This window comes from Yinghuangia sp. YIM S09857 (assembly GCF_051388915.1).
In the GTDB taxonomy this organism is placed as follows: domain Bacteria; phylum Actinomycetota; class Actinomycetes; order Streptomycetales; family Streptomycetaceae; genus Yinghuangia.
In genome coordinates, this window is the sequence record NZ_JBPKBH010000026.1 from 55224 (window position 1) to 66886 (window position 11663).

The following is an 11663-nucleotide window of genomic DNA, read 5'->3' on the forward strand; positions in this document are numbered from 1 at the left end:
CGGACGGTCGGTCCGCCCCCGCGTCCCGTCACTTCTTCGCGCCGAGGCCCGCGTCGTCGACGGCGGGCCTGCCGTTCGCGGTCAGCAGTTTGTTGAGGATCGTCAGGTCGTAGATGCCGGCGATGTCGGCGTCCTTGGTGACGCCGACCTTGACGCCGTCGTCCTTGAGCTTGAGCAGCGACGCCGCCAGCGGGTCGTTGGTGACCTCGATGTTCGGCCACGCCGCGTCGATCACGGGCTGCGGAAGCGCCTTCTTGGCGTACTCCAGGAGTTGCGCGTTGACGGACGCCTTCGCCTTGTCGGTGTTGGCGTTGATCCAGTCGGTGGTGGTCAGCTGTCCCTTGACGAGCGCCTCGACGACGTCGGGGTGCTTGTCGAGGAAGTCCTTGCGGACGATGAGGTTCGTGGTCACGAACTTGCCGCCCGGCCACAGCGTGCGCTCGTCCACCAGCACCTTGCCGCCGGCCTCCTGCACCAGGCGGGTCGCCCAGGGCTCGGGCAGCCAGCCGCCGTCCAGGTCACCGCTCTTGAACAGGGCGAGGGTCTGGGCGTTGTCGGTCGGCACGATGCTCACGTCGCCGCCGCCCTTGGTGTCGGTCTTGAGGCCGTTGGCGGCGAGCCAGGCGCGGACCGCGACGTCCTGTGTGCCGCCGAGCTGCGGCGAGGCGATCTTCTTGCCCTTGAGGTCGGCCGCTGAGTTGATGCCGGGCTTGACGACCAGCGACGCGCCGCCCGAGGTGGTACCCGCGACGATGCGCAGCAGCTCGCCGTCGCTCGACGTGAAGCCGGAGATCGACGGGTTCGGGCCGATGTACGTCGCGTCCAGCGAACCGCCCTTCAGCGCCTCGATCGCGGCCGGGCCGGCGTTGAACACCGCCGGCGTGATCTTGGTGCCGCCCAGCTCGTTCGCGTAGAAGCCCTCCTTCAGGCCCACCAGCGGCGTCGCGTGCGTGACGTTGGCGAAGAAGCCCAGGCGCAGTTCGGACGCGGACAGCTTCCTCGCCTCCGACGCGCTGCCCTGGCCCGCGGCCGGAGCGGTCTTGTCGTCCTTGTCGTCGGAGCCGTAGCCGCAGGCGGACAGGACGGCGAGCAACGGAACGATCGCGAGCGTTATTGCGGTTCGTACCGTTCTGTGACGCCGAAGGCGGGCAGCAGGCATGAGGGACCTTCCCTGGGTGACCGTGCAGGGGCACGGAAGTCGGCTGGTGCGAGGGGACGTGCGCTACGGATGTCGGCCGGATCCCGGACGGGGATCTGCTACAGACATCGCTCCGCAGCGGAGTCGTCCTCGCCGCCCCGACCGGCGTCCACGAACGCCGGACCGGCCATGCCGGCCGTCAGCGTCGAGCCGTCCGCCTCGTCGATGAGCAGGAAGGAGCCGGTGCGACGGCCTGCCGCGTAGGCGTCGAGGGCCAGCGGCTGGGCCGTGCGCAGCACCACATGGGCGATGTCGTTCGGGTGCAACTCGCCGGGGGAGGGCTGCTGTTCGAGCGTCCGGATGTCGACGCGGTACGGGATCTCCTTGACGATCGCCTTCACCGTGCGGGTCGTGTGCTTGAGCAGGACGCGGTCGCCCGGGCGCAGCGGCTTGTCCGCCACGTGGCACACGGTCGCCTCGATGTCCTGCGTCGCGGTCGGCGCGTCCTCGGCCGGTGCGATCAGGTCGCCGCGCGAGACGTCGACGTCGGACGACAGACGGATGGTGACCGACTCGCCGGCCTGCGCGCGGTCCACCGTCGCGCCGAGCCGGTCGATGCCCTCGATCGTCGAGCGCGAGCCCGACGGCAGCACCACGACCGGGTCGCCGGTGCGGAACACGCCGGACGCGACCTGGCCCGCGTAGCCGCGGTAGTCGCGGAACTCGTCGTCGCTCTGCGGGCGCAGCACGAACTGCACCGGGAAGCGGGCGGGCCCCTGCTCGTCCTGGCCGCCGGTCTCGACGGTCTCCAGGAACTCCAGGAGGGTCGGGCCGCCGTACCAGTCCATGTGCGCCGACGGGTCCACCACGTTGTCGCCGCGCAGCGCGGAGACCGGGATGGTGGCCACGTCGGGGACGCCCAACTCACGGGCGAACGCCGTGAATTCGTTGGCCACCGCGGCGAAGACCGCCTCGTCGTAGTCGACCAGGTCCATCTTGTTCACCGCGAGCACCACGTGCGGTACGCGCAGCAGCGCGGCCACCGCGGCGTGCCTGCGGGTCTGCTCGACCACGCCGTTGCGGGCGTCCACCAGCACGACGGCGAGCTCCGCGGTCGACGCGCCGGTCACCATGTTGCGGGTGTACTGCACGTGCCCCGGGGTGTCGGCCAGGATGAACCGCCGCCGGGTGGTGGCGAAGTATCGGTACGCCACGTCGATCGTGATGCCCTGCTCGCGCTCGGCGCGCAGCCCGTCGGTCAGGAGGGCCAGGTCGGCCTCCTCCATGCCGCGGTCGCGGCTCACCCGCTCGACCGCCTCCAACTGGTCGGACAGGACCGACTTGGAATCGTGCAGCAGGCGGCCGACCAGGGTGGACTTGCCGTCGTCGACCGATCCGGCGGTGGCCAGGCGCAGCAGGCCGACGGGCGCGTCCACGGCGTCCTCCGCGGCGGCCGTACCGGTGTTCTGGCTGGTCATTTAGAAATATCCCTCGCGCTTGCGGTCCTCCATCGCGGCCTCGGACAGCTTGTCGTCCGCGCGCGTGGCACCCCGTTCGGTCAGTCGGCTCACCGCGATCTCGGCGATCACCTCGGCCACCGAGGCGGCCGGGGACTCCACCGCCCCGGTACAGCTCATGTCCCCGACGGTGCGGTAGCGCACGACGCGGCGCTCGACGGCCTCGCCGTCCTTGGGGCCGCCCCACGCGCCGGGAGCGAGCCACATGCCGTTGCGCCGGAAGACCTCGCGCTCGTGGGAGAAGTAGATCTCCGGGAGCGGGATCTCCTCGCGCTCGATGTACTGCCAGACGTCCAGCTCGGTCCAGTTGGACAGCGGGAAGACGCGCACGTGCTCGCCGACGCGGTGCCGCCCGTTGTAGAGGTTCCACAGCTCGGGGCGCTGGCGGCGCGGGTCCCACTGGCCGAACTCGTCGCGCAGCGAGAACACCCGCTCCTTGGCGCGCGCCTTCTCCTCGTCGCGGCGGCCGCCGCCGAAGACCGCGTCGAAGCGGTTCTTCTCGATGGCGTCGAGCAGCGGCACGGTCTGGAGCGGGTTGCGCGTGCCGTCGGGGCGCTCGCTGAGCCGGCCGTTGTCGATGAACTCCTGGACGTGGCCCACGAAGAGGCGCAGCCCGTGCTCGGCCACTGTGCGGTCGCGGTACTCGATGACCTCGGGGAAGTTGTGCCCGGTGTCGACGTGCAGCAGCGCGAACGGGATCTGCGCCGGCCAGAACGCCTTGCGGGCCAGGTGCAGCATGACGATCGAGTCCTTGCCGCCGGAGAAGAGGATCACCGGCCGCTCGAACTCGCCCGCGACCTCGCGGAAGATGTGCACGGCCTCGGCTTCGAGCGCGTCGAGGTGGCTGAGCGCGCCGGGCGCGGAGAGTTCGACCGCGGTTGTCACTTCCGCCTCCAAGGGGTCGGGCTGGTCGTCCGGACGGGGGTGGTCGGGGAGCCGGGCATCAGTGGATCCCGCACTCGGTCTTGGCGCGCCCGGCCCAGCGGCCCGCGCGCGGGTCCTCGCCCGGGGCCACGCGGCGCGTGCAGGGCTCGCAACCGATCGAGGCGTACCCGTCCATCAGCAACGGGTTGGTGAGGACGCCGTGTTCGAGGATGTACGCGTCGACCTGGTCCTGGTCCCAGCGGGCGATCGGGGAGATCTTGACCTTGCGCTTCCCGGCGTCCCAGCCGACGACCGGGGTGTCCGCCCGCTCCGGCGAGTCGTCGCGGCGCAGGCCGGTGGCCCACGCGTCGTAGCCGTCCAGGCTGCTTTGCAGCGGCGCGACCTTGCGCAGCGCGCAGCACAGGTCGGGGTCGCGGTCGTGCAGCCTGGGGCCGTACTCGGCGTCCTGCTCGGCGACGGTCTGGCGGGGCGTCAGGGTGATGACGTTCACCGGGTAGACGGCGGCGACCGCGTCGCGCGTGCCGATCGTCTCGACGAAGTGGTAGCCGGTGTCCAGGAAGACAACGTCGATGCCCGGTTGCACGCGCGAGGCGAGGTGGGCCACGACCGCGTCCTCCATGGACGAGGTCACCGCCCACCGGGTGCCGAACGTCTCCGACGCCCAGCCGAGGATCTCCTCGGCCGAGGCGTTCTCCAGCTCGCGACCGGCGGTCAGGGCGATCTGCTCCAGCGCCTCGTCGGTGAAGGTCGTGGTCATGTCGCCTCCTTCGCGGTTGTCGGTGTCGGACTCGATGTCGGATCCGGGGTCGAACTCGTGCCGGGGGCCTGTGGGTTCGCGGGGAACACCAGGCCGAGGTACTTGAGGGTGAACGCGCGGCGGCACGCCCCGCAGAGCCAGGCCCCGTGGCCCTCCTCGTGGGGCCGCAGGTCCTCGTCGCCGCAGTACGGGCAGTAGAAGGGCGCCGCGCGTTCACTCATGCCGTCGCCTCGCCGGCGCTCGGCGACGCATTCGCGGCACGCACCCCTCCAACGGTTGGCTCGCTCACGAGAGATCAGCCTCCGTGGCGCGTGCCGCCCACTGGGCGAAGCGCTCGCCGTCGGTGCGTTGTTCCTCGAACCGGCGGACGACGCGCTCGACGTAGTCCGGCAGTCCGGCGGCGGTGACCTTGAGGCCGCGGACCTTGCGGCCGAAGCCGGCGTCGAAGCCGAGGCTGCCGCCCAGGTGGACCTGGTAGCCCTCGACCTGGTTGCCCTCGTCGTCCAGCACGAGCTGGCCCTTGAGGCCGATGTCGGCGACCTGGATGCGCGCGCAGGCGTTGGGGCAGCCGTTGATGTTGATGGTGAGCGGCTGGTCGAACTCCGGCAGGCGCTGCTCCAGTTCCTCGATGAGGGTCTGGCCGCGGCCCTTGGTCTCGACGATCGCCAGCTTGCAGAACTCGATGCCGGTGCAGGCCATCGTGCCGCGCCGGAACGGGCTGGGCTTGACGCGCAGGCCGAGCGCCTCCAGGCCGTCGACGAGCGAGGCGACCTTGTCCTCGGCGACGTCCAGGATGAGCATCTTCTGCTCGACGGTGGTGCGGACGCGGTCCGAGCCGTGCGCCTCGGCCAGGTCGGCGATCTTGCCGAGCGTGGCGCCGTCGACGCGGCCGACGCGCGGGGCGAAGCCGACGTAGAAGTTGCCGTCGTTCTGCTGGTGCACGCCGACGTGGTCGCGCCACACGCCGCTGGGCTCCGCGGGGGCGGGGCCGTCGGCGAGCTTGCGCTGGAGGTACTCGTCCTCCAGGACCTGGCGGAACTTCTCCGGCCCCCAGTCGGAGACCAGGAACTTCAGGCGCGCGCGGTTGCGCAGGCGCCGGTAGCCGTAGTCGCGGAAGATGCCGACGACGCCGGCCCAGACGTCCGGGACGTCCTCCAGCGGCACCCAGGTGCCGAGGCGGACGGCGAGCTTGGGGTTGGTCGAGAGGCCGCCGCCGACCCACACGTCGAAGCCGGGCCCGTGGTCGGGGTGGTCGACGCCGACGAAGGAGACGTCGTTGATCTCGTGCGCCACGTCCAGCAGCGGCGACCCCGAGATCGCGGTCTTGAACTTGCGCGGCAGGTTGGAGTACTCGGGGTTGCCGATGTAGAGGCGGTTGATCTCGTCGACGGCCCACGAGCCGTCGACGATCTCCTCGGCGGAGATGCCGGCGACGGGCGAGCCGAGCACGACGCGCGGGGTGTCGCCGCACGCCTCGGTGGTCGACAGGCCGACGCCTTCGAGGATGTTCCAGATCGCCGGGACGTCCTCGATGCGGATCCAGTGGTACTGGACGTTCTGCCGGTCGGTGATGTCGGCGGTGCCGCGGGCGTACCGCTCGGAGACCTCGGCGACCGCGCGCAACTGGGCCAGGCTCAGGCGGCCGCCGTCGATGCGCACGCGCAGCATGAAGTACTCGTCGTCGAGCTCGTGCGGTTCGAGGACACCGGTCTTGCCGCCGTCGATGCCGGGCTTGCGCTGTGTGTAGAGGCCCCACCAGCGCATGCGGCCGCGCAGGTCGCTGCCGTCGATGGAGTCGAAGCCGCGGTGCGCGTAGATGTTCTCGATGCGGGCGCGGACGTTGAGACCGTCGTCGTCCTTCTTGAACTGCTCATTCGCGTTGAGCGGCTCGCGGTGGCCGAGCGCCCACTGGCCCTCGCCGCGATGGCGGGAGGTCTTGCGGGGTCCGGCGGCCGAGGAGGAGGTGGCCATGGGGGCGTCCTTTGACGGGGTGTCAGGTGGACGCGCGCCGCACACGGCGGTCCCGCTCCGCACCGTTTCGGCGCATGGACGCAGGCTGCCGGTCCGACCGCGCCCGGCAGCGAGTGGAACGGGCGTGGGTCGTCAGACCGGCATACAGAACGCGCTGGACATGCGTCCAAGGTCGACATGCAGTCGACCAACGAGGGCGATTCCGGCGCGAGACATGCGGAAAGGTTGGCATGGAGTCGTCATGTCGTCCATCGTCGTCCGCGATTCGAGCGCTCATCCCAAAATATGGACATCAAGTCTCACTATTTGGAATCCTGAGCGATTTGCCGTCTTTTGCAGGCACCCCGAGTTGCCAATCCGGAGTGTTTGGTTACGGTACGGGAGGCGCTAAGGAGCTGATTGACGTGTCCGGAGACCTGCTCGACCGGCCTGAATGTCGACAAGAAGGCCGTGACGACAGTGCGCGCGGCGACGAGCGCGACCACCGCGAGGCGTCGGTCGAGACCCTGCGCTACGCCCTGAACGGCTTCCTGTCCGCGGTCCGCGCCGACCGCGTCGCGCGTACCGCCGGATCCGACTCGCCGCAGGTGCAGCGGCACCGCATCCTCGTCACCCTCGCCGACGAACTGGACCTGGACCCCGCGACCCTGGCCAGCGTGGTCGGCATGCCGCTCAACCAGGTCAGCGGAACGCTGGAGGCCCTCGGGCGCGAGGGCCTGGTCGAGGGCGTCCGCCCGGGACGCGGGCGAGGGGGGACGGTCGCCCGCCTCACCCCCGCCGGGCTGCGCGCCCTCGACGAACTCGACACCGTCTTCCGCAGGCACTGGGAGGCGACCGTCGCCGACCTCCCGGCCGCGGACCTGCTCACCGCGGCCCGGGTGATCAGCCGCCTGACCGGGGTCATCGTCCCGGCCCGCTGAGGCCGCGACCGGACCGCGGCCCGCTGGGGCCGTGGTCTGCCGAGCGCGATCAGTCGGTCGCAATCAGTCGGCCGCGCTCAGTCGGCCGCGGCCCGCGCGGCCCGCGGCGGATCAGCCCGGCACGTGCGGTCGGGCGCGGTCGACGATCGGACGGGCGTCCACACCGCGCGGCAGCGTCCCGAACATCAGCCCGCCCTCGCCGCCCAGCCGCCCCGCGCAGAACGCGTCAGCCACCTCGGGCGGCGACCAGCGCAGCACCAGCGAGCCCGAGAACAGCAGCGCCATGCGCTCGATCAGCCGCCGGGCCCGTACCTCCACGGACTCCAGGTCGGACAGCTCGACGAGGAAGTCCTTGACCGCGGCGTCGAACCGGTGGTCCGCGCCGCGCGCCTCGCCGACCTCGCGCAGGAAGGCGTCCAGGCAGGCCGGATCGCGGCGCAGCGCGCGCGGCACGTCGAGCGCCTGGACGTTGCCGGAGCCCTCCCAGATCGCGTTGACGGGCGCTTCCCTATATATGCGCGGCATCCCGCTGTCCTCGACGTAGCCGTTGCCGCCCAGGCACTCCATGGCCTCGGCCGCCACCGCGATGCCGCGCTTGGTCGTCCAGTACTTGGACACGGCGACCGCGATGCGGAACAGCGCCTGCTGTGACGCGTCCTCCGAGCGGTACGCCGCCGCCAGCCGCACCGCCGTCAGCGTCGCCGCCTCCGACTCCACCGCGAGGTCGGCCAGCACGTTCGCCATGAGCGGCTGGTCGATCAGCGCCCGGCCGCCGACGTGCCGGTGCGCGGCGTGGTGGGTCGCCTCGGCCACCGCACGGCGCATCAGCGCCGCCGAGCCGAGCGTGCAGTCCAGCCGCGTCGCCGCGACCATGTCGATGATCGTGCGCACGCCGCGGCCCTCGTCGCCGAGCCGCCGCGCCCACGTGCCGTCGAACTCCACCTCGGACGACGCGTTCGAGCGGTTGCCGAGCTTGTCCTTGAGGCGCTGGAGCAGGAACACGTTGCGCGTGCCGTCGGGCAGGACGCGCGGCACCAGGAAGCACGTCAGCCCGCCGGGCGCCTGCGCGAGCACCAGGAAGACGTCGCACATCGGCGCCGAGCAGAACCACTTGTGGCCGGTCAGCGCGTACTCGCCCTCGGCGGCCAGCGGCACCGCCTCGGTGGTGTTCGTCCGGACGTCGGTGCCGCCCTGTTTCTCGGTCATGCCCATACCGGCCAGGCAGCCGGGCTTGGCGCCGGGCGGCAGCAGGAGCTGGTCGCCGTACCCGGTCGAGGTCAGGCGCGGCTCCCACTCGGCGGCCAGCGCGGGGTCGGTGCGCAGCGCCGGGACGGCCGCGTATGTCATCGACACCGGGCAGCCGTGGCCGCCCTCCGCCTGACTCCATGTCATGAACCCGGCGGCCCGCCACACGTGGGCCTCCGGCCCGGGCGCGGACCACGCGGTGCCGGCCAGGCCGAAGCCGACGGCGGTGCGCATCAGCGAGTGCCAGGCCGGGTGGAACTCCACCTCGTCGACCCGGTTCCCGTAGCGGTCGTGGGTGTGCAGCACGGGAGTGACCGTGTTGGCCTGGCGGCCCCACTCCTGCGCGGTCTCTGATCCTGCGAGAACGCCCAAATCGTGCAGGCGTTCTACATCGGCGGACGGTGCATGCCTGCGTACGGCCTCGACCAGGACCCGATCCGAACCGAAGACGTCATATCCGGTCAGCGGGGGCGGCTGGTTGGCGACCACGTGGGTAGGACGGCCCATTCCCGATACTTTAGAACCGTGGCAGCGGACAAGAAAGAACGGTCGCCGGTCCGCGGTCCCGGCCGCATCCGGTTGCGGAGCGCACTCTGGCGGATAGTCCGCGAGACGTTCATCTCGTGCTACGAGAACCGGGTCACCGGCCTGGCCGCGGAGGCCGGGTTCTTCATGCTGCTCTCGCTGCCCCCGCTGCTGCTCGGCCTCGCCGGAACCATCGGCTACCTCCAGGGAGCCATCGGTCAGGACACCATCGACGGCCTCAAAGAGGACATCATCGACGGAAGCGGCAGCGTCCTGTCGCAGAAGAGCGTCGACCAAGTCGTCGTCCCGCTCGTCAACGACGTCTTCTCGTCGGGGCGCGCGGACATCATCTCGGTCGGCTTCGTCATCGCCCTGTGGTCGGGCTCACGCGCCCTCAACGTCTACGTCGACACGATCACGATCATGTACGGCCTGTCCGGCAAACGCGGCATCGTCAAGACGCGCCTGCTGTCGTTCAGCCTCTACGTCGTCGGCCTGGTCCTCGGGATGTTCCTGATCCCGCTGCTGCTGGCCGGTCCCGAGCTGGTGGTCAAGGCGTTCCCGCACTTCGCGGGCACCGTCCACATCCTGTACTGGCCGGTGCTGGTCATCATGTCGGTCTGCTTCCTGACCACGCTTTACCACGTGTCCGTGCCGGTGCGGACGCCGTGGCGCGAGGACATCCCGGGCGCGCTGGTCGCGCTGCTGCTGTGCATCCTCGGCAGCTTCCTGCTGCGCGTCTACCTCGCGACCACGGTCGACGGCCCGAGCGTCTACGGCTCGCTCGCCGCGCCCGTCGCGGTGCTCGTGTGGATGTACTTCGCGGCGATGGCCATCCTCATCGGTGCCGCCATGAACGCCGCGATCGACCAGGTCTGGCCGAGCCAGGAGACCGCCCAGGCCCGCGCCGAGGCGGAGAAGGAGCGCGCGGCGGCCGAGATCGCGAGCGCGATGGCGACCGTACGCCGGGCCGGACGGCACCGCGGCCTGCCGGAGGACTGGGACCCGAACGCCGGCGACGACACCGTCGACCTGATCGCCCCCGAACCGGGTGCGGACGACGGCGAGCCGCCCGCGGAGTTCCCGGAGCGGTGGGCCAACTACGTTCCGCCGCGCGCCAACCGCCCCGAGGCGCGCAACGGCAACCACCGGCTGGACGCGGGTTCACCGCCGGTCCAGATGCCCACCGGGCAGACCCCGCCGGGGCTGTCCCTGGACGAGCAACTGTGGCCGCCCGTACGCCCGTCCGCCGGACCGCCGGAGGAGCACTACCGCAACGACCCGCGCTGATCACGCGGTGCCGTATGCTGGGGGTCGGCCCTTCGGGCCGGTTGACCTGTCGGGGACGAGACGGACGAGGAGGTGGAGACCGTGATGGCGCATGTCACCTGGATGAAGGCTGTCCGCGTCGACGGCCCTCCCGTATCCGTCTCAATCCTCCGGGTCCCGGCCACCGCCTAGAGCCGCCGCCGACCACGCGTCGGCCGCGCCCGGGACCCGTCTCGAAGGGTCCACTGCTTTGTCTTCAGGTTTGTCCTCAGCGTTCAACGAGCCGAACGACTTCGGCCCGTCCGTCGACCACGTCCCGACCGGCGGGGTCCTCGCCTCGCTCGGGCTGGACGCCGCCCGCGCGGCGGAGTTCGCGCCGTACGTCGACCGCGGCCTGGTCGCCGGGCGCGTCTCGCGCGTCGACCGCTCGACCTGCGACGTCGTCACCGACGACGGCGTGCTGCGGGCCGCCCACGGCGCCGGGCCGCTGCCGTGCACCGGCGACTGGGTCGCGGTCGCCGTCGTCGGAACGCCCAACGAAGAACCGGTGATCGAGTCGGTCCTCGACCGCCGTACCGCCCTGACCCGCTCCTCCGCCTCCGGGCGGTCCGAGGGCCAGGTGCTGGCGGTGAACGTCGACTCCGTGCTCATCGTCGTCCCGCTCGACGTCGAACCGGACCTCGGCCGCATCGAACGCCTCCTGACGGTCGCGTGGGACTCCGGCGCCCAGCCGGTCGTGGTCCTCACCAAGGCCGACACGGTCGACGACGCGGACGACGTGCGGGCGGACGTCGAGACGGCCGCGCCGGGCGCCGACGTGATCGTGGTCAGCGCCGTCACCGGCGAAGGCGTCGAGGTGCTGGGCGCCGTCGCGGCCGGTCGGACGCTCGCGCTGATCGGCACCTCGGGCGCGGGCAAGTCCACCCTCGCAAACGCCCTCACCGGCGCCGAGGTGGCGACCGGCGAGGTGCGGCAGGACGGCAAGGGCCGCCACACCACGACGTGGCGCGAGCTGATCCCGCTGCCGGGCGGGGGCGTCCTCGTCGACACCCCCGGCCTGCGCGGCATCGGCCTGTATGACGTCAACGACGGCCTCGACATGGCGTTCTCGGACGTGGAGGAGTTCGCGGAGCAGTGCCGCTTCGCCGACTGCGGCCACGTCGCCGAACCGGGCTGCGCCGTACTGGAGGCCGTCGAAACCGGCGCTCTCCCGCACCGCCGCCTGGAGAGCTACCGCAAGCTGCGGCGCGAGGCGGACTGGATCGCCTCCCGCACCGACCACCGCCTCCGCGCGGAACGGGCGCGGCAGTGGAAAGTCGTCCACAAGGAAATGCGCCGCAACCCGTCCCCGAAGAAGTAGCCCCACGGGGGACGACGGGGCGGCCCGGTGCCGGGACGCCGTGGTGCCGGGACCTCGGGTCCGCCTGAGGTCCCGG

At 71.4% G+C, this 11663-nt stretch carries 11 protein-coding genes; 3 read left to right on the forward strand and 8 right to left on the reverse strand.

Going from position 1 to position 11663, the window contains the following annotated elements:
- Nucleotides 1-28: 28 nt before the first annotated feature.
- The 7 genes from ACRX5S_RS36240 to ACRX5S_RS36270 form a co-directional block, all read right to left on the reverse strand.
- On the reverse strand, nt 29-1159 hold the full coding sequence (locus ACRX5S_RS36240) for an ABC transporter substrate-binding protein (protein WP_436777488.1): 1131 nt from the start codon (nt 1157-1159) through the stop codon (nt 29-31).
- 98 nt (nt 1160-1257) lie between these two features.
- Nucleotides 1258-2616: a sulfate adenylyltransferase subunit 1 gene (locus tag ACRX5S_RS36245; protein WP_436777489.1), complete on the reverse strand. Its 1359-nt coding sequence runs from the start codon at nt 2614-2616 to the stop codon at nt 1258-1260.
- A complete protein-coding gene (gene cysD / locus ACRX5S_RS36250; RefSeq protein WP_436777490.1) occupies nt 2617-3540 on the reverse strand; it encodes a sulfate adenylyltransferase subunit CysD in 924 nt (307 codons plus the stop codon).
- 58 nt (nt 3541-3598) lie between these two features.
- Complete coding sequence (locus ACRX5S_RS36255) at nt 3599-4297, reverse strand: phosphoadenylyl-sulfate reductase (protein ID WP_436777491.1); 699 nt, start codon at nt 4295-4297, stop codon at nt 3599-3601.
- Entirely contained in the window at nt 4294-4518 is a 225-nt protein-coding gene (locus ACRX5S_RS36260; protein WP_436777492.1) for a hypothetical protein, read from the reverse strand. Before ACRX5S_RS36260 ends, ACRX5S_RS36255 begins: the two co-directional genes overlap by 4 nt.
- Before the next feature lie 64 nt (nt 4519-4582).
- The gene (locus tag ACRX5S_RS36265) at nt 4583-6268 is read right to left on the reverse strand and encodes a nitrite/sulfite reductase (RefSeq protein ID WP_436777493.1); all 1686 of its coding nucleotides are present in this window, start codon (nt 6266-6268) and stop codon (nt 4583-4585) included.
- A 132-nt stretch (nt 6269-6400) separates the two neighbouring features.
- A complete protein-coding gene (locus ACRX5S_RS36270) occupies nt 6401-6520 on the reverse strand; it encodes a putative leader peptide (protein WP_436777494.1) in 120 nt (39 codons plus the stop codon).
- Between the two features lie 152 nt (nt 6521-6672).
- On the opposite strand from ACRX5S_RS36270, the gene ACRX5S_RS36275 reads away from it, so the two are divergent.
- Nucleotides 6673-7188: a hypothetical protein gene (locus ACRX5S_RS36275; protein WP_436777495.1), complete on the forward strand. Its 516-nt coding sequence runs from the start codon at nt 6673-6675 to the stop codon at nt 7186-7188.
- A gap of 111 nt (nt 7189-7299) precedes the next feature.
- Here the strand turns inward: ACRX5S_RS36275 and ACRX5S_RS36280 are convergent, their stop codons facing one another.
- Nucleotides 7300-8940, reverse strand: coding sequence for an acyl-CoA dehydrogenase family protein (locus ACRX5S_RS36280; RefSeq protein ID WP_436777496.1), 1641 nt, complete (start codon nt 8938-8940; stop codon nt 7300-7302).
- Nucleotides 8941-8958: 18 nt separating this feature from the next.
- On the opposite strand from ACRX5S_RS36280, the gene ACRX5S_RS36285 reads away from it, so the two are divergent.
- Complete coding sequence (locus ACRX5S_RS36285) at nt 8959-10248, forward strand: YihY/virulence factor BrkB family protein (RefSeq protein ID WP_436777497.1); 1290 nt, start codon at nt 8959-8961, stop codon at nt 10246-10248.
- 241 nt (nt 10249-10489) lie between these two features.
- The gene (gene rsgA / locus ACRX5S_RS36290; RefSeq protein ID WP_436777498.1) at nt 10490-11587 is read left to right on the forward strand and encodes a ribosome small subunit-dependent GTPase A; all 1098 of its coding nucleotides are present in this window, start codon (nt 10490-10492) and stop codon (nt 11585-11587) included.
- Nucleotides 11588-11663 lie beyond the last annotated feature (76 nt).